At 63.2% G+C, this 16,596-nt stretch carries 16 protein-coding genes; 11 read left to right on the plus strand and 5 right to left on the minus strand.

Going from position 1 to position 16,596, the window contains the following annotated elements:
• Positions 1-39 precede the first annotated feature (39 nt).
• The 3 genes from LB526_RS24295 to lepA form a co-directional block, all read right to left on the minus strand.
• On the minus strand, positions 40-696 hold the full coding sequence (locus tag LB526_RS24295) for a Fic family protein (RefSeq protein ID WP_224606580.1): 657 nt from the start codon (positions 694-696) through the stop codon (positions 40-42).
• A 22-nt stretch (positions 697-718) separates the two neighbouring features.
• Positions 719-898 carry a hypothetical protein gene (locus LB526_RS24300; RefSeq protein WP_224606577.1) on the minus strand — a complete coding sequence of 60 codons (180 nt, stop codon included), beginning with the start codon at positions 896-898 and terminating at the stop codon, positions 719-721.
• A gap of 218 nt (positions 899-1,116) precedes the next feature.
• Positions 1,117-2,922, minus strand: a complete 1,806-nt coding sequence (gene lepA / locus LB526_RS24305) for a translation elongation factor 4 (protein ID WP_095769428.1) — start codon at positions 2,920-2,922, stop codon at positions 1,117-1,119.
• 476 nt (positions 2,923-3,398) lie between these two features.
• Here lepA and LB526_RS24310 point away from each other — a divergent pair, with 476 nt between their 5' ends.
• The 6 genes from LB526_RS24310 (at position 3,399) to LB526_RS24335 (ending at position 10,057) form a co-directional block, all read left to right on the plus strand.
• Positions 3,399-4,091 carry a DUF1223 domain-containing protein gene (locus LB526_RS24310; RefSeq protein WP_224630067.1) on the plus strand — a complete coding sequence of 231 codons (693 nt, stop codon included), beginning with the start codon at positions 3,399-3,401 and terminating at the stop codon, positions 4,089-4,091.
• Positions 4,092-4,175: 84 nt separating this feature from the next.
• Complete coding sequence (locus LB526_RS24315; protein WP_224630068.1) at positions 4,176-4,481, plus strand: hypothetical protein; 306 nt, start codon at positions 4,176-4,178, stop codon at positions 4,479-4,481.
• A gap of 341 nt (positions 4,482-4,822) precedes the next feature.
• Complete coding sequence (gene msrA / locus LB526_RS24320) at positions 4,823-5,560, plus strand: peptide-methionine (S)-S-oxide reductase MsrA (RefSeq protein WP_224630069.1); 738 nt, start codon at positions 4,823-4,825, stop codon at positions 5,558-5,560.
• Positions 5,561-6,292: 732 nt separating this feature from the next.
• Complete coding sequence (locus tag LB526_RS24325) at positions 6,293-7,993, plus strand: phospholipase D-like domain-containing protein (protein ID WP_224630070.1); 1,701 nt, start codon at positions 6,293-6,295, stop codon at positions 7,991-7,993.
• Positions 7,994-8,354: 361 nt separating this feature from the next.
• Positions 8,355-9,281: an ABC transporter ATP-binding protein gene (locus LB526_RS24330; RefSeq protein WP_095770129.1), complete on the plus strand. Its 927-nt coding sequence runs from the start codon at positions 8,355-8,357 to the stop codon at positions 9,279-9,281.
• Entirely contained in the window at positions 9,278-10,057 is a 780-nt protein-coding gene (locus LB526_RS24335) for an ABC transporter permease (protein WP_140546692.1), read from the plus strand. Before LB526_RS24330 ends, LB526_RS24335 begins: the two co-directional genes overlap by 4 nt.
• Positions 10,058-10,423: 366 nt before the next feature.
• Here LB526_RS24335 and LB526_RS24340 read toward each other — a convergent pair whose 3' ends face one another.
• Positions 10,424-11,461 carry a phosphatidylglycerol lysyltransferase domain-containing protein gene (locus LB526_RS24340; protein WP_224630071.1) on the minus strand — a complete coding sequence of 346 codons (1,038 nt, stop codon included), beginning with the start codon at positions 11,459-11,461 and terminating at the stop codon, positions 10,424-10,426.
• A 234-nt stretch (positions 11,462-11,695) separates the two neighbouring features.
• Here LB526_RS24340 and LB526_RS24345 point away from each other — a divergent pair, with 234 nt between their 5' ends.
• The gene (locus LB526_RS24345) at positions 11,696-12,187 is read left to right on the plus strand and encodes a MarR family winged helix-turn-helix transcriptional regulator (RefSeq protein ID WP_224630072.1); all 492 of its coding nucleotides are present in this window, start codon (positions 11,696-11,698) and stop codon (positions 12,185-12,187) included.
• Positions 12,184-12,864 carry a GNAT family N-acetyltransferase gene (locus LB526_RS24350; RefSeq protein WP_224630073.1) on the plus strand — a complete coding sequence of 227 codons (681 nt, stop codon included), beginning with the start codon at positions 12,184-12,186 and terminating at the stop codon, positions 12,862-12,864. The genes LB526_RS24345 and LB526_RS24350 overlap by 4 nt, the downstream gene beginning before the upstream one ends.
• 54 nt (positions 12,865-12,918) lie before the next feature.
• On the opposite strand, the gene LB526_RS24355 is transcribed toward LB526_RS24350, so the two are convergent.
• Positions 12,919-14,916, minus strand: a complete 1,998-nt coding sequence (locus LB526_RS24355; RefSeq protein ID WP_224532633.1) for a PhoX family protein — start codon at positions 14,914-14,916, stop codon at positions 12,919-12,921.
• 252 nt (positions 14,917-15,168) lie between these two features.
• Here LB526_RS24355 and LB526_RS24360 point away from each other — a divergent pair, with 252 nt between their 5' ends.
• From LB526_RS24360 to LB526_RS24370, 3 genes are all read left to right on the plus strand, one after another.
• Positions 15,169-15,507 (plus strand): hypothetical protein, encoded by a 339-nt coding sequence (locus LB526_RS24360; protein WP_140847158.1) that lies wholly within the window; start codon positions 15,169-15,171, stop codon positions 15,505-15,507.
• Between the two features lie 18 nt (positions 15,508-15,525).
• Complete coding sequence (locus LB526_RS24365; protein WP_224532635.1) at positions 15,526-16,227, plus strand: phosphatase PAP2 family protein; 702 nt, start codon at positions 15,526-15,528, stop codon at positions 16,225-16,227.
• Between the two features lie 90 nt (positions 16,228-16,317).
• The gene (locus LB526_RS24370; protein ID WP_095770123.1) at positions 16,318-16,587 is read left to right on the plus strand and encodes a helix-turn-helix domain-containing protein; all 270 of its coding nucleotides are present in this window, start codon (positions 16,318-16,320) and stop codon (positions 16,585-16,587) included.
• Positions 16,588-16,596 lie beyond the last annotated feature (9 nt).

Below are 16,596 nucleotides of genomic sequence, written 5' to 3' on the forward strand. Positions count from 1 at the left end.
CGAGGGCCAAGCCTCAATTCGGATTTTAGGCAAATGGATTTAGGTTCGTCCGCCTGCCTTCTCATATGCGTTTGTTAACTGACGAGCCAACATACCTGATAGCAACTCTTCCATCTGAGAAAGGTCTATCCGACCGTCTTTAAAAGCTGCATCTGCGGCATCCAATGCGTCAAAATAAGGGTTCCTATTTTCTACAATTTGTTCCGGAATGGTTGGTGTCCCCGGAAAAACACTTTCAGCCTTTATGCACAAAACGACATAAGACAGTATACGTGACGTTCGACCGTTTCCGTCGGCAAAAGGGTGAACCCAATTGAGCCTCCACATAATGTAAGCGGCTAAGTGTATGGCTGTTGCTGCCTGCCAGTTCGCATTGACGTAATCGCAAAGTTCCTCGATTAACTCTGGGACAAGGTGAGCATCCGCCGGCTTGTGCTTACTCCCAACTATCTCTACACCCGCGGGGCGAAAATTGCCTGCGTATGCACTTATTCCTGCTAATGCCTCCCGTTGCAGGGCGAGGATCAAAGACGGCCGAAGCTTAAAGCTGCCGCGCTCCAGGGCTTGATGAACCGTTTGGATGCCATAGTCATATTGCCTGAGGCCATTCCTGGCCTCCGCCTCTGCTTTCAACTGCGGGTCTGATATCAACTCCGCTTCGAATGCTTTGCTATGACGTTGGGTCGAGTCAGCCACCACCAACAACCTGCAAACTTACCTAAGACTTCACGGTTTTGTCCAAAATCTCGGCTTGCCTATCCACCATTTCCCGAGTTATTCTATCGTTTTCGAACTTTGTGTTTCCATAGGCAAAGCTTCGCCGTTGTTGTTCCTTTTCGATTTTGGATTGGTCGAGCGTCTTAGTAGCCTCAATAAGCTTTTTCAGGGCCTCAGTCATAATTACCTCCTGCGTTCGTCGTCCGCTTCGCAAACGCAAATCAACCATAGCAAGCATGCGCGAAGCTCGCCTGATTTGCCAATGAATTGTTATGAGCGTCGCGTATCGCTGCGATCAGGCTCCGAAACTCGGTTCTGCGCTTTTAAGCGATAGCCCGGCAATCATTCCGAGAAAGTAGCGGCTCACCGAGCGGAACATACCAGGAACCGGTAATCCCCTCAATCCCCCATCTTCAGCGCCTGGATAAACGCCTCCTGCGGGATATCCACTTTCCCGAACTGCCTCATCCGCTTCTTGCCTTCTTTCTGCTTGTCGAGCAGCTTGCGCTTGCGGGTCACGTCGCCGCCGTAGCATTTGGCGGTGACGTCCTTGCGCAGCGCCGAGATGGTCTCGCGGGCGATGACCTTGCCGCCTATTGCCGCCTGGATCGGGATCTTGAACAGATGGTGCGGGATCAGCTCCTTCAGCTTCTCGCACATGGCGCGGCCACGCTTTTCCGCCGCCGTGCGATGCACCAGCATCGACAGCGCGTCGACCGGCTCCTCATTGACCAGGATCGACATCTTGACCAGGTCGCCCTCGCGATAGTCGGTCAGGTGATAGTCGAAGGAAGCGTAGCCCTTGGAGATTGACTTCAGCCGGTCGTAGAAATCGAACACCACCTCGTTGAGCGGCAGGTCGTACGTGAGCATGGCGCGTTTGCCGACATAGGAAAGATCGGCCTGGATGCCGCGCCTGTCCTGGCAGAGTTTCAGGATGCCGCCGAGATAATCATCGGGGGTGAGGATGGTGGCGCGGATCCACGGCTCCTCGATCGAGGCGATCTTGACCACGTCGGGCATGTCGGCCGGGTTGTGCAGTTCCTTCACCGAGCCGTCATTGAGATTCAGGCGGTAGACGACGGAGGGCGCCGTGGCGATGAGGTCGAGGTTGAACTCGCGCTCCAGCCGCTCCTGGATGATCTCCAGATGCAGCAGGCCGAGGAAGCCGCAGCGATAGCCGAAGCCGAGCGCGGCGCTGGTTTCCATCTCATAGGAGAAGCTTGCGTCATTGAGGCGCAATTTGCCGACGGCGGCGCGCAGGTCCTCGAAATCGGCGGCGTCGACCGGGAACAGGCCGCAGAACACCACCGGCTGCGCCGGCTTGAAGCCCGGCAGCGCCTTTTGCGTCGGGCGGCGGTCCTCGGTGATGGTGTCGCCGACGCGGGTGTCGGCCACTTCCTTGATCGAGCCGGTGAAGAAGCCGAACTCGCCGGGGCCGAGCTCGTCGACATTGACGCGGGCCGGCTTGAACACGCCCGTCCTCTCGACGAGGTATTTCGCGCCGGTGCCCATCATGCGGATGGTCTGGCCCTTCTTCATCACGCCGTCGATGATGCGCACCAGAACGATGACGCCGAGATAGGCGTCGTACCAGCTGTCGACCAGCATGGCCTTGAGTGGTGCCGCGATATCGCCCTCGCGCGGCGGCGGCAGCTGATGGACGATCGCCTCCAGCACGTCGGGCACGCCCAGCCCGGTCTTGGCCGAGATCAGCACGGCGTTGGAAGCGTCGAGGCCGATCACCTCCTCGACCTGCTCGCGGATGCGCTCGGGCTCGGCCGCCGGCAGGTCGACCTTGTTCAGCACCACGACGATCTCGTGATTGTTGTCGATGGCCTGGTAGACATTGGCCAAAGTCTGCGCCTCGACGCCCTGGGAGGCGTCCACCACCAGCAGCGAGCCCTCGCAGGCGGCCAAGGAGCGCGATACCTCATAGGCGAAGTCGACATGTCCGGGCGTGTCGATGAGGTTCAGCACATAATCCTCGCCGTTCTTGGCGCGGTAGTTCAGCCGAACGGTCTGGGCCTTGATGGTGATGCCGCGCTCGCGCTCGATATCCATCGAGTCCAGCACCTGCTCCTTCATGTCGCGCTCCTCCAGCGTGCCGGTGAGCTGGATCAGCCGGTCGGCAAGCGTGGATTTGCCATGGTCGATATGGGCGACGATGGAGAAATTGCGGATGTGGTCGAGGGGCGTCGTCATGCGGCGGGCTTTAGCAGGGGCAGGGTTGAGGGGCAAGCGGAACGCCTTTTTCCCTTCGCCCCTTGTGGGGTGAGAAGCGGTCCACGTCAGTGGGCGAAAAGCCAATTGCTTGGCTTTTCGAGCCTCGAACGCCCTGAGCCTGCGAAGGGCCGGGTGGTGGATCGGCGCGCAGCGCCGAGACGGCTTCCAGCGTCGCGATCCTTCACACCCCCCTCTGGCCTGCCGGCCATCTCCCCCGCAAGGGGGGAGATCAGATGTCGCGATCGCTTTCGCCAATCGCCGACGTTGCAGGAAGAGCGTCAACGACGAAGCTGCCAATCTCCCCCCTTGCGGGGGAGATGCCCGGCAGGGCAGAGGGGGGTGCTGTCCCGCCGACGTTCCCCACTGAAGCGCCCCAATCACAAACCGGTGAAGCTGTAACGAACCTCTCCACCCCGGCGAAATGAAGCATGACCCCGCAACGGAGACTGCTTCCCATGATCGGACCGACAACAAGGATGGCCCTGCTCGCCGGCGCGATGCTCGCGGCCACGATGGACGCGGCGACCGCGCAGCCGCTCACCGTGGTCGAGCTGTTCACCAGCCAAGGCTGCTCGTCCTGCCCGCCGGCCAACGCCAACCTGATCAAGGTCAAGGACCAGCCGGGCGTGCTGGCGCTGTCGTTCAACGTCACCTATTGGGATTATCTCGGCTGGAAGGACACGTTCGGCCGCAAGGAATTCACGGAACGCCAGGTGACCTACGAGCCGTCGCTAGGCCGTGACGGGCCGTTCACGCCGCAAGTGGTGGTGAACGGCAGAAGCGACGGCGTGGGCGCCGCGCCGGGCGAGATCCAGAGCCTGATCGCCAAAGGCGGCCGCACGCAGGGCCCGGAGCTTTCGCTTGGGCAGGGCAAGGTCAGCATCGGAGCCGGCAAGGCGCCGGGCGGCGGCGCCGACATCTGGCTGGTGCGCTACACAAGAGGCGTCGTCGAAGTGCCGGTGGCGCGCGGCGAGAACACCGGCCGCACGCTGCCGCACGCCAATGTCGTGCATTCGCTGACAAGGCTCGGCAGCTGGAACGGTACGGCGACGACGCTGCCGCTGCCGGCAGCCACCGGCGGCTTGAGCACCGTGGTGCTGGTGCAGGCGCCGCGCGGCGGACCGATCCTGGCCGCGGCCGCCAACTGACCTTTTTCCCCTTCGCGCGGGGCCGCATGCGCGGCAACGCTTCACCAGGGCCCGCATGCGCGCGCCAAACCCAAGGAGACTACCATGACCAAGTTCCTCACGCTGCCGGCGCTGGCCTTCGCGCTTTCCGCGTCCGTCTTCGTCGCCGGCGCCCGCGCCGACGACACGGCCAATGCGATGAAGCCCGCCAACGCGATGGCGACCGACGCCATGAAGCCGGCGACGGACGCCATGAAGCCCGCCGATGCCATGAAACCCGACGCGATGAGCACCGAGGCGATGAAGCCGGCCACGGATGCGATGAAGCCGGCGGATGCGATGAAGCCCGCCACCGACGCAATGAAGCCTTCGACGGATGCCATGAAGCCAGCGGACACCACCGCTCAGTAAGGTGAGCTGGCGATCCGCCTGCGTCGCCGGCCTGCGAGGCAATCGCACAGGGCAGCGCAGCCCCCGCTCCGTCTCGGCGCTACGCGCCGATCCACCTCTCCCCCGCTTTGCGGGGGCGAGGAAATGCCAGCTGCCGAAGGCGAGGAAACGCCAATCACCGAGGGCGCGGCTTTTGCAAGCCTGGGTTCCTCGCCCCCGCCAAAGGCGGGGGAGAGGTGGCTCGGCAAAGCCGAGACGGAGAGGGGGAGCGCCGTCGGCGGTTACACACCGCCGCACATCAAAGTGAGAACCGCTTCGCGGCTGTGTTCGTATATAATGGAACAACAACAAGGAGACCCAACATGACCGGCATTGAAAAGAAAGCCGCGCAGCGGCCATTCCTTGCCAAAGGTGCGCTGGCGGCGCTGGTGCTCAGCGCGGCCGCGGCCGTATTCTGGCAGACACCGGCCCGCTCGGCCGAGGACGCGGTGGTGATCCCGCCGCCAGCGATTGACGAGAAGGCGGCGAGCGGCACCGAGAAGGCGATCTTCGCCGGCGGCTGCTTCTGGGGCGTGCAGGGCGTGTTCCAGCACGTCAAGGGCGTCAGCAAGGCGGTGTCCGGCTATACCGGCGGCAGCGCCGAAAACGCCGTCTATGAAGTCGTCGGCACCGGCCGCACGGGGCACGCCGAATCCGTCGAGATCACCTACGACCCGTCGAAGGTCACCTACGGCCAGCTGCTGCAGGTCTATTTCTCGGTCGCGCACAATCCGACGCAGCTCAACTACCAGGGGCCGGACCGGGGCACGCAATACCGCTCGACGATCTTCGCAGAGAACGACGAGCAGAAGAAGGTCGCGGAGAGCTACATCGCCCAGCTCGACAAGGCCAAGGTGTTCGGCAAGCCGATCGTCACCACGCTGGAGACCGGCAAGACCTTCTACCCGGCCGAGGATTACCATCAGGACTTCCTGACGCTGAACCCGACCTATCCCTATATCGTCTACAACGACCTGCCCAAGATCGAGAATCTGAAGGCGCTGTTCCCCAAGCTCTACAGCGAGAAGCCGGTGCTGGTGCTGGCCTCCAGCAAGAGCTGAGCGACACCCGCTCGTCGGCTTCCACGGGCGGAGCAAGGAGCGAAGCGACGCAGCGCAGACCCGAGGATCCATTCCGTGACCTATGAGCGCCGCAACGGTGCGGAATTCTGCACCGCTGCATCCTTCGATTAAGATCACGGAATGGATTCCAGGGTCTGCGCGACGCCGCTTCGCGGCTGCTCCGCCCTGGAATGACGAAGCTGGGATTTTCGATCGTCAGGTATGTCCGCGTGGGCAGGCGGCATGCCTTGGCGATTGGCCGAAACGCCCATCGCGATCGTCATCCACGGGCGGAGCAAGGAGCGCAGCGACGCGCGCAGACCCGAGGATCCATTCCGTGACTTCCGAGCGCCGCTCACGGTGCCGAATTCTGCCCGGCTGCATCCTTCGATCAAGGTCACGGCATGGATTCCAGGGTCTGCGCGACGCCGCTTCGCGGCTGCTCCGCCCTGGAATGACGAGGTTGCGGCGGATGGTTCGCAAAACCGTCCGCCCTTTGTTTTGCTGGCAAACAGAACACAATGTGAAGCAGTTCATAGAATTATACTTGACGCTGCAAAACATTGACATCCGATCTTCTGCCGCCACATAATCATCGTCGTCACTCTTTCGAAAATTCTGTTTGAGCTGATCCGGGGCCGTGCTTCCGGGGCGGATTCTTGTTGGCTGCGTTGATGGACCGGACATGCCGGCCGCGCTTCGGGAACGACGACGGATGGGGAGGAACGACAGATGGCCATCGACATAAAAGTCTCCGTCTACACCAATGGCGACGACGCCTTCGTCGCCTGGGCGCCGAGCGACTTCATCGCGGGATGCCGGGGTTTTCTGCTCGAGCGCGGCCGCAAGGCCGGCGCGAGCGAGAGGATCGAGCCGGTGGAGAACCGCGTCGGCTTCACCAAGGACAAGCCGAAATCGGGCGACCACAGGCCGTCGGACGTCTGGCCGTTCCAGCGCTTCAACTGGACCGACCATGCGGCCGATGTCGGCAATGTCGTGCGCTACCGGGTGACAGCGATGATGAGCGCCGGGCCCGGCAAGCCGCTGACCAAGGGCGTGTCGAGCGACTGGACGGACTGGGCGACACTCGCCACCGACGCCGGCGGCGGCTTTTCCTGCTACTTCAACCGCGGCCTGGTGCTGTCGCAATTCGTCGCCCGCTACATGGCCAAGAACAAGCTGTCGCCCGCGGCCTTCAAGAAGAGCCTGCAGACCAATGGCGACGCAAAATTCCGGGCTTTCCTCGAAGGCGATCTCGGACTGCGCATGGTCGGGCTGACGCAGGTCGCCGGCGACGAGCTGCATGCCGCACTCTACGAGCTCGGCGACGCGACGCTGGAGACAGCGCTGATCGGGCTCGGGCCGCGGCTCCATCTCATCCTCGCCAACGGCTCCGACAAAAGCGGCGACGGCAACAAGGAGGCGCGCAAGAACCTCAACGACCACGGCATCGCGACCGTCGACCGAATGTTGAAATCGAAAGGCCTGGGCCACAACAAATTCGTCGTCGTGTCCAAGGACGGCGAGCCGAAGATGGCGTGGACGGGCAGCACCAACTGGAGCACCACCGGCCTGTGCACGCAGGTCAACAACGGCTTGCTGATCGAGGACGCGGCGGTCGCGGCGCATTTCCGCAAGCATTGGGACCTGTTGAAGGACGCCTCGCCGCCGAAGACCGACCCGGCCAATTTCACGCCGGCGCTGATGGCGGACAACGATGCGCCCAAGACCTTCACGATCGGGACCGCCAAGGCGACGGTGTGGTTCACCCGCACCTCCGACGGGGCCGACATGGCGGCGCTGCGCGACGTCATCGCCTCGGCCAAACAGGCGGTGCTTTTCCTGATGTTCACGCCGGGCAAGCAGGGGCTGCACACGCTGGCCGGCCAGCGCGCCAGGGAAAAGGGCATGTATGTGCGCGGCGTGGTCTCGACGCTGAGCGCGGAGGAGGGCGGCACCGATCAGAACTTCCTCGACATCGACCTGGTGAGCAGCGACCGGAAATTCACGCCCGACCGCTATGCGGTGGCGCAGCCGCAGGGCCTCGACGCGCCGCTCGGGCCATGGATCGCCGAGGTCAACCGGCGGAGCTTCCTGTCGCAGATCGGCCACGCCATCGTGCACTCGAAGATCCTGGTGACCGACCCGCATTCGAACGACTGCGTGGTGGTGACCGGCAGCCACAATTTCTCGGCGCCGGCCAGCGAGAAGAACGACGAGAACCTGGTGATCGTGCGCGGCCACAGGAAGCTCGCCGCCGCCTATGCCACCTACGCGATGTCGGTCTACAGCCACTACCGCTATCGCTCCTACATCCGCGAGATGCGGGCCCAAGGCAGGACGCCGTGGAGCTATCTCGCCGACGACGATCAGTGGCTGAAGACCGAGCTCAGGACCAAGGCGCAGGAGATCGCGTTCTGGACGCAGGGTTAGTTGTCGACGCAGGGCAACCGCTGGAGATTGGCTGAAGCCGCCCGAACCTCGTCATTCCAGGGCGGAGCAGCCGCGAAGCGGCGTCGCGCAGACCCTGGAATCCATTCCGTAACCTTGATCAAACGTGCAGCGGAGCAGAATTCTGCACCGCAGCAGCGCTCATGCGTCACGGAATGGATCCTCGGGTCTGCGCTGCGTCGCTTCGCTCCTTGCTCCGCCCGTGGATGACGACGAGTGGGCGTTTTAGCCAATCTCAAAGCGCTCCCTGTCCAGAACTGTCAGCAACGGCGTCGATTCACCGTTGCACCGGGCGGCATCCGACCTATATGAGATCACCTTTTCCAGCCGGCCGTATTTCAGCATGTCATCCATCATCTCGATCTCCGGTGTCACGAAAACCTATGCCACCGGCTTCAAGGCGCTGAAGGAAATCAATCTCGACATCGAGCGCGGCGAGATCTTCGCGCTGCTCGGGCCGAACGGCGCCGGCAAGACGACGCTGATCTCGATCGTCTGCGGCATCGTCAACCGCTCTTCAGGCACCGTCACGGTGGACGGCCACGACATCGGCCGGGACTACCGCGCCGCGCGCAGCCTGATCGGGCTGGTGCCGCAGGAGCTCACCATCGACGCCTTCGAGACGGTCTGGGCGACGGTGAACTACAGCCGCGGCCTGTTCGGCAAGGCGCCCAACGCGGCCTTCGTCGAAAAGGTGCTGCGCGACCTTTCGCTGTGGGACAAGAAGGATTCCAAAGCGATCACGCTGTCCGGCGGCATGAAGCGCCGGCTGATGATCGCCAAGGCGCTGTCGCACGAACCGCGTGTGCTGTTCCTCGACGAGCCGACGGCAGGCGTCGACGTCGAGTTGCGTCAGGACATGTGGGCGATGGTGCGGCGCCTGCGCGAGGACGGCGTCACCATCATCCTCACCACGCATTACATCGAAGAGGCCGAGGCGATGGCCGACCGCGTCGGCGTCATCAACAAGGGCGAGATTATCCTGGTCGAGGGCAAGGCCGAGCTGATGCGCAAGCTTGGCCGCAAGCAGATGAATCTGGAGCTGCGCGCGCCGCTTGCCGCCGTTCCGGACGGCCTGTCGCACTATTCACTGGAGCTGTCGGACGACGGCAACCAGCTCACCTACACCTACGACAACCAGAGCGACCGTCCGGGCGTCGCCTCGCTGATCCGCGATCTCGAGGCGGCCGGCGTCCAGTTCCGCGACCTCGACACCAAGAACAGCTCGCTCGAGGAGATCTTCGTCAATCTTCTGAGGCAAGAGCCATGAACCTGCGCGCGGCCCCCAATTTTCGTGCGGTATGGGCGATCTACCGGGTGGAGATGGCGCGCGCCTTCCGCACGGTTCTGCAGAGCATCATCTCGCCGGTCATCTCGACATCGCTCTATTTCGTCGTTTTCGGCTCGGCCATCGGCTCGCGCATCACCGAGATCGACGGCATCGCCTACGGCGCCTTCATCGTGCCGGGGTTGATGATGCTGTCGCTCTTGACGCAGTCGATCTCCAACGCCTCCTTCGCCATCTATTTCCCGAAATTCGTCGGCTCGATCTACGAGCTCCTGTCGGCGCCGGTCTCCTATCTGGAGATCATCATCGCTTATGTCGGGGGTGCTGCGACCAAGTCGGTCATGCTCGGCCTGATCATCCTGGCCACCGCAGCGCTTTTCGTGCCGCTCAGGATCGAGCATCCGTTCTGGATGATCGCCTTCCTGGTGCTGACCGCGGTGACCTTCAGCCTGTTCGGCTTCATCATCGGCATCTGGGCAAAGACCTTCGAGCAGCTGCAGCTGGTGCCGCTTTTGATCGTCACGCCGCTCACCTTCCTCGGCGGCAGCTTCTATTCGATCCACATGCTGCCCGGCATCTGGAAGACGATCACGCTGTTCAATCCGGTCGTCTATCTGATCAGCGGGTTCCGCTGGAGTTTTTATGGCAAGGCCGACGTCTCGGTCGGCGTCAGCCTCGGCATGACGGTGATGTTCCTGGCCATCTGCATCGCGATCGTGGCGTGGATTTTTAAAACCGGCTACCGGCTGCGGAACTGACGGAACTTGTTCCTTGCCCCACGAAGTGGCACACATTTCCAAGCGACTGGTCTTGGCGATAGCGTGCATGGCAGCTTGGCGCATGCATTGTCTCATGTAGCGCTGGTCGACCCCCACTCCGTCTCGGCTTCGCCGAGCCACCTCTCCCCCGATCGACGGGGTAGAGGAAAGGCGCCAAACTTTTTGCCGTCAATGCTCGTCCAGCAACGCTCCCTTCCTTTCCCTCCGGAGGGAAGGAAAGATGGCGCTGCGAAGCAGCGACGGATTGGGGGAACCACCTGGCAGTCAAGCCTCAGGTCGATCAGTCACGCAGTCACAGAAGATGTGTGCATAGCGTAGACCAAGCGGGGAGAGGAAGCGCCTGCTCTAAACCGCCTTGATCAGCCGCAGCAGGCCCAGCATTTCCACGAAAGTCCCTTTGCGGAACGCGATATAGGTCGGCTCCTCGATGCCATGGAAGCGGCGCTTGAAGGCCGCCTGGCCCTGCAGGTTGAAGCGCGAGCGGTTGACCCAGGGCGAGTTGTAGGCGCGCTGGAAGGTGCCGCGCCAGAAGCTCGATTCGGCGAAGCCGCTCGGCTCGATGTCGAGCAGCGGCGAGAGGCCGAGCGTCACCTGTGAGACGCCCTCCTCGCGAAAGCGGTCGACGGCGAATTTGGTCAGGCCGATCTCGGCATGTGGCGTCGCATCGACCTGTTTGCGCTTGAAGGAGGTGGTGTAGCCGATGACCTTGCCGTCGCGAAACAACGGGTCGAAATCGAGGATGGCGAGAAGCCGGCCTTCAGGTCCGTGCAGGAGGAAGCGCCGCATGTCGGAGCCGATCTCTTCGGAAAAACGGCGGTTGAGAAAACCCATTTCCCAGCGCTTGATGATGCGCTCTTTGCGCCAGTCGGCGGAAAGCTGCTTGATCTCGTCCTGCAGCCCGTCGCCCTTGTCCTCGGTGAGGGTAAAGCCCTTCTTCGTCAGCCAGCGCTCGGAATAGCGCACGGTCTCGTTGCGCTTGCCGGAAAAATCATGCGCAGGCAGCGGCAGCCTGGTGTCGATGCCGAGGCGATTGACCTGGTAGCCGAGGCCGGCGAGCACCTTGGCCGTGTCGGCGCCGACCTGGACGAACCAGGGGCTGCCTGCGGTCTCGACGAAGCGCTTGATATAGGCCGGACGGTCGGCCGGGTCTGCCACCGGATCGCCAAGCGCGAAATGATGGCTCATCTTGGTGCCAAAGGCGATGTAGCCGTCGCCATCGCTGAAATAGGACAGTTTCTGCTGCACCGCCGTCGAATAGGCGAGCGAGAAATCGCCGTAACGGCGCACCAGCGCCAGGCGTTCGTCGTCCGTCAGGTCGCGTCGCGGGACCTTGGGCGCCACGGCATCGAGAAGCCTGTCGAAATAGATGCGCAGGGGCGCCATGAGCTCCGCGTGCCAAGAATGGATGACCTGCCGCCCTCAGGTCGCGAATCGCTGGCGACCGCTGCGGGCCGCGTGCGTCAACGCGATATAGGATGCAATTGACCGCGAATGAAGGGCAAACGTCCGAAGGCGGTGCTGTCGCTCATCGGCTGCCGCAACGGACATGCGAAAGATCGGCTTGATATTTTCCATACATTGTTATATATCAAGTTATCAATATGCGACGAGGCTGCTATGGAAGACGTTCTCCGATCCCTCGGCTTTCTGTGCCTCGGCAGCCGGATGAAGCGTATAGGCGAGCAGTTGCAGGCCGACACGCAGCGCGTGCTCGACCGCCTGGACATGCGCATCCAGTCGAGCCAGTACCCGCTGCTCGCCGCGCTCGACAGGCTGGGCCCGCTGCCGGTCGGCGAGCTGGCCCAATCCTTGGGCATCGCCCAGCCCGGCGTGACGCGCAGTGTGGCGCTGCTTGCCGAACTGGGGCTGGTCGAGGTCAACCCTTCGCAAGACGACCAGCGGCGCAGGATCGTTTCGCTGAGCCGCAACGGCCGGCGGCTGGTCGACCAGGCGAAGCGGGAGATCTGGCCGAGCATCGAGAATGCCGTGGCGGATTTGTGCGCCGATCTTTCCGGGCCGCTGCTCGGCCAGCTTGCGGCGATCGAGGATCGTCTTGCCGCAACACCGCTCCATCGCCGCGTCGAAAACGCCAAGCTGGCCGCATCATGAAACATGTTCTCGACCGCCCCATCTGGAGCGCGCTTGCCACGCGGCACCAGGCTTTCGCCGAAGGCGGCGACCTTGCCAGGCGATATCGTCCGTCGATCGTGCCTTTCGCTGCCACTGCCGCCAACGATGCGGACAGCCTGCAAGCTCTGGCCGGGCTTCTCCCGTCGGGCGAAACAGCCATCCTGGTTCAGGCGGATGAGATCGCCCTGCCGCCGGAAATCTCCGTGATCTCGGCAGCGCCGCTGGTGCAGATGATCGCCGAAGCGCCGATGCCATCGGCGTCCGATGAGCGCATCCGGCAGCTGACAAAAAGGGACGCGGCGGAAATGCTGGCGCTCGCGTCTCTTACCAGGCCCGGCCCTTTCACGCTGGAGGCGCTGAGCCTCGGCGATTTCTGGGGCATCAGGATCGACGGCCGGCTGGCGGCGATGGCCGGCGAGCGCATGAAGCAGCCCGGCTACAGCGAGCTCAGCGGCGTGTGCACACATCCGGATTTCCGCGGCGGCGGCCTTGCCCGCCTGCTGTCGGTGTTCGTCGCCGGCCGGATCGCGGCACGCGGCGAGGTTCCATACCTGCACGCCTATGACAGCAACGCTGCGGCGATCAGGCTTTACGAGTCCATCGGCTTCCGCTTGAGAAGCAAGATGAACATGGCCATGGTCCAACGCGCGGAGTGACGAAAGGGAGGATTTGATCGAAATCCTCCCTCTCGACGTCTCAGCTACAAGAGGTCACACCGCGATCTTGCCGCCGCCCTGCTTCGTAATCGCAACGACGGACGGCCGCACCGGCATGTCCGGCTTGAAGTCCGGCCAGCGGGTCGACGGGTCCTCGTAATAGGACGGGCGGCCGAACCCTTCCCAGTCCTCGCCACCGTCGCCCGGGTGCTGGACGGCGACGAAAGCCGTCTGGTCGTCGGGCGCGAACAGCGGACCGCACATTTCGGCGCCGATCGGCACGCGGAAGAACAGTTTCGACGTTGCCCGCGCGGCACCCTCGGTATCGACGGCCCAGAGGCCGTCGGTGCGGCCGGTGGCCTTCGGGCCCTGGCCGTCGGTGGCGACCCACAGGCGCCCGGCGGAATCGACGGCGCAATTGTCCGGCATGCCGAACCAGCCATGGGCGGTGGTCGCGGTCGAGAAAGTGGCGCCGACATCGGCAACGGACGGATCGCCGCATTTCAACAGCACTTCCCATTTGCCCTTGGTGGCGGCGAAATCGCCGCCGTCCTCGACGATCTCGATGATGTGGCCGAAAGCGTTCTCGGCGCGCGGATTGGCGGCGTCGACCTGCTCGGCCTTGCGCTTGGAATTGTTGGTCAGCATGACATAGACCTTGCCGTTGCCGGCATTGGGCTGGATGTCCTCCGGCCGGTCCATCTTGGTGGCGCCGAGCAGGTCGGCGGCGCGGCGCGTCTCGATGAGAACGTCGGCCTGGGAAGCAAAACCGTTCTCCGCCGTCAGCGGGCCTTGACCGAAAACGATCGGCATCCATTCGACCGAGCCGTCCTCGGCGAATTTGGCGACATGCAGCGTGCCGTCGTCGAGCAGGTTCATGTTGGCGGCGCGGTCATTGGGGTTGAACGTGCCGGCGGTGACGAATTTGTAGATATAGTCGAAGCGCTCGTCGTCGCCGAGATAGAAAACGACGCGGCCGTCCTTGGCGACGATCGACTCGGCACCCTCATGCTTGAAGCGGCCCATGGCGGTGCGCTTTCTAGGCACCGAGTTCGGATCGTTGACGTCGACCTCGACGATCCAGCCGAAGCGATTGGGCTCGTTCGGCTCCTTGGCAAGGTTGAAGCGGTCGTAATGCGCGCCCCACTCATAAGCGCCTTCCGGAATGCCGAGGCGCTTGTAATTAGCGGCTTCCTTGTGACCCTCCGGCAATTCGCCCGAGAAATAGCCGTGGATGTTCTCCTCGGCCATCACATAGGTGCCCCAGGGCGTGACGCCGCCGGCGCAATTGTTGAGCGTGCCGAAGACCTTGGTGCCGGACGGGTCCGCATTGGTCCTGACGCGGTCATGGCCGGCGACCGGGCCGGACAGCGCCATCTCGGTGGTCGACATGATGCGGCGGTTGAGCTTGCCGTCGCGCACCACTTGCCATTTGCCGCCTTGCTTGCGGATCTCGACGATGGTGCCGCCATGCGCGGCCATCTCGACATCGACCTGCTCCTTCGAGAGCGGCGCCACCTCGGCCTTCTTCTTGCCGTCCTTCTCGACGACCGAGACGATGCCGGGGAACATCAGATGCGGGTTGGTGTATTCGTGGTTGACGACCAAAAGGCCGTGCTCGGCCGAGCCGTCGATCGGAATATAGCCGACATAGTCGTTGTTGTAGCCGAACTGTCTTGCCTGGGCTTCGGCCGACTGCTTCAGCGGATCGAAGTCGGGGGAATCGGCAAACAGCGGATCGCCCCAGCGCAACAGCACGTCGGCGTCATAGCCGGGCGCGACATGGTGCTTGTCGTCGATGCCGGCTTCGAGCTCGTCGAACTTGAAGGCCGAAGCCTCAGCGGCGCGCGCCTCGTCGGCCGCAATCAGCGCCAGCGGGCTGACGGTGGCGGCGATGGCCGACACGGCCAGCGAACCCATGAGAAAGCCGCGGCGCGAGAAACGCGCGGCGATGATCTCGCCCATGGTGCTGTTGTCGGTCGGGTTGACCGGCGGGCCGTCATTTTCCTCGAGCTGGCTGGTCCGGAAACGGGTCTCAGGGGTCACGGTCATGAGTTTGTCCTCTGGCTTCTGAGTGGCTGGGGATTTTGACCTTTCGACCCCTAAAGCGCGCCCATCACATTTTCGTGACACTGCCGTGATAGAACCGCAATAGTTGTTTGCCGGCTCGCGGCGGCTTTTGCGACACCCGGCTTCAGTCCCTTGAGCGCCCGCGCTTCGCTGCGGTCAGCTTGACGGCATCGCCCGCTTCGGAAACAAGGGCTGGCCGGCGTGGCGACGGCGCTTCAAAAAAGGGACGGCAAGGTGAGTTTCTGGGGACTGGCGCAGCTCGGCATTTCGACCGTGATATTCCTGCTGGCGGCGACGGCGGCCAAGCAATGGGGGATGGCGCCGAGCTTGGCCAAGCTCCTTTTGACGCTGGCGCTCTACTCGGCCGGCAATCTGATCATGCTGAGACTGGTGCGCGAGTTCGGCATGTCGGTATCGTTCAGCCTATCGGCGGTGATCCAGCTCGTCGCGGTCAATGTCGTGGCGCTCGCCTTCTTCGGCGAACGGCTCAATGCCTTGCAGGCGATCGGCATGGTGCTGGCGATCGCCGCGGTCGCGCTGATCACGCTCGGGCCCTATATGCAGCGGCTGTAGCTGGACCTGAGGGCTCGAATGAAATCGACCGCCAACGCGCTCCTCAACAGGTTGGAATTCCCGGTGCTGCTGGCTGGGCTGGTGATCGCCGGCGGGCTGTGGGGCCTGGTGGAACTCATGGAGGTGGCGCGCGCCACGACGCCGCATACCTTCGATACGGAGATCCTGCTCGCCTTCCGCCGCGCCGGGCAGCCGGATAGCCCGATCGGCCCGCTTTGGCTGGAGGGCGCGGTGCGCGACATCACCGCGCTGGGCAGCACGGCCGTGCTGGCGCTGATCACGACGGCGACGATCGCCTATCTGCTCCTGATCCGCAGGCCCTCGACAGCCCTGTTCATGTTCGCGGCCGTCGCCGGCGGGCAAGCGCTCTCCAGCCTGCTCAAGCTCGAGGTCGACCGGCCGCGGCCCGATCTCGTCTCGCATCTCGTCACCGAGACCTCGCTCTCATTCCCCAGCGGGCATGCCATGCTGTCGGCCGTGACCTATCTGACGCTAGGCTCGCTGGCGGCCCGCTTCCTGCCGGACCGGACGACCAAGGTCTTCGTGCTCGGCTTTGCTGTGCTCACCACCGTGCTGGTCGGCGCCAGCCGCGTCTATCTCGGAGTGCATTGGCCCTCCGACGTGCTTGCAGGCTGGTGCGCAGGTTTTGCCTGGGCCATGCTGTGCTGGCTTGCGGCGCGGCTGCTGCAGCGACGCAAAGTCGTCAAGGATAGCGAATAACCGATGTCCCATCTACATAAATGACGCTTGAAACATCACTATGCTTGTATTATCCATTGATATCGCAGACTCAGACAAAGGTTCTGGCCGATGATCACTGCTGCGCAGATGCGCGCCGCAAGGGCGTTGGCCGGTATCGACCAGCGAACGCTTGCCGAGCGCGCCGGCGTTTCGCTTCCGACGATACAGCGTATGGAAGCGAGCGAGGGCGTCGTGCGAGGCGTCGTTGACACGCTGATGAAGGTCATCCATGCCCTCGATGAGGTCGGGGTGGAATTGATCGGCGAGAACCAGACCAGCGAACGCGGCGGCAGGGGCGTGCGCCTCAAGGCCACCGTGGCGCAGAACCCGCAGGGCTGAGCCGCAACC

The organism is Mesorhizobium sp. CA6 (assembly GCF_020165035.1).
GTDB lineage: Bacteria > Pseudomonadota > Alphaproteobacteria > Rhizobiales > Rhizobiaceae > Mesorhizobium.

Coding starts and splice junctions, on each gene's coding strand:
- LB526_RS24310 (WP_224630067.1), top strand. CDS start 3,399: ATGATCGGACCGACAACAAGGATGGCCCTGCTCGCCGGCGCGATGCTC.
- lepA (WP_095769428.1), bottom strand. CDS start 2,922: ATGACGACGCCCCTCGACCACATCCGCAATTTCTCCATCGTCGCCCAT.
- LB526_RS24345 (WP_224630072.1), top strand. CDS start 11,696: ATGGAAGACGTTCTCCGATCCCTCGGCTTTCTGTGCCTCGGCAGCCGG.
- LB526_RS24340 (WP_224630071.1), bottom strand. CDS start 11,461: ATGGCGCCCCTGCGCATCTATTTCGACAGGCTTCTCGATGCCGTGGCG.
- LB526_RS24370 (WP_095770123.1), top strand. CDS start 16,318: ATGATCACTGCTGCGCAGATGCGCGCCGCAAGGGCGTTGGCCGGTATC.
- LB526_RS24365 (WP_224532635.1), top strand. CDS start 15,526: ATGAAATCGACCGCCAACGCGCTCCTCAACAGGTTGGAATTCCCGGTG.
- LB526_RS24300 (WP_224606577.1), bottom strand. CDS start 898: ATGACTGAGGCCCTGAAAAAGCTTATTGAGGCTACTAAGACGCTCGAC.
- LB526_RS24325 (WP_224630070.1), top strand. CDS start 6,293: ATGGCCATCGACATAAAAGTCTCCGTCTACACCAATGGCGACGACGCC.
- LB526_RS24350 (WP_224630073.1), top strand. CDS start 12,184: ATGAAACATGTTCTCGACCGCCCCATCTGGAGCGCGCTTGCCACGCGG.
- LB526_RS24355 (WP_224532633.1), bottom strand. CDS start 14,916: ATGACCGTGACCCCTGAGACCCGTTTCCGGACCAGCCAGCTCGAGGAA.
- LB526_RS24330 (WP_095770129.1), top strand. CDS start 8,355: ATGTCATCCATCATCTCGATCTCCGGTGTCACGAAAACCTATGCCACC.
- msrA (WP_224630069.1), top strand. CDS start 4,823: ATGACCGGCATTGAAAAGAAAGCCGCGCAGCGGCCATTCCTTGCCAAA.
- LB526_RS24315 (WP_224630068.1), top strand. CDS start 4,176: ATGACCAAGTTCCTCACGCTGCCGGCGCTGGCCTTCGCGCTTTCCGCG.
- LB526_RS24335 (WP_140546692.1), top strand. CDS start 9,278: ATGAACCTGCGCGCGGCCCCCAATTTTCGTGCGGTATGGGCGATCTAC.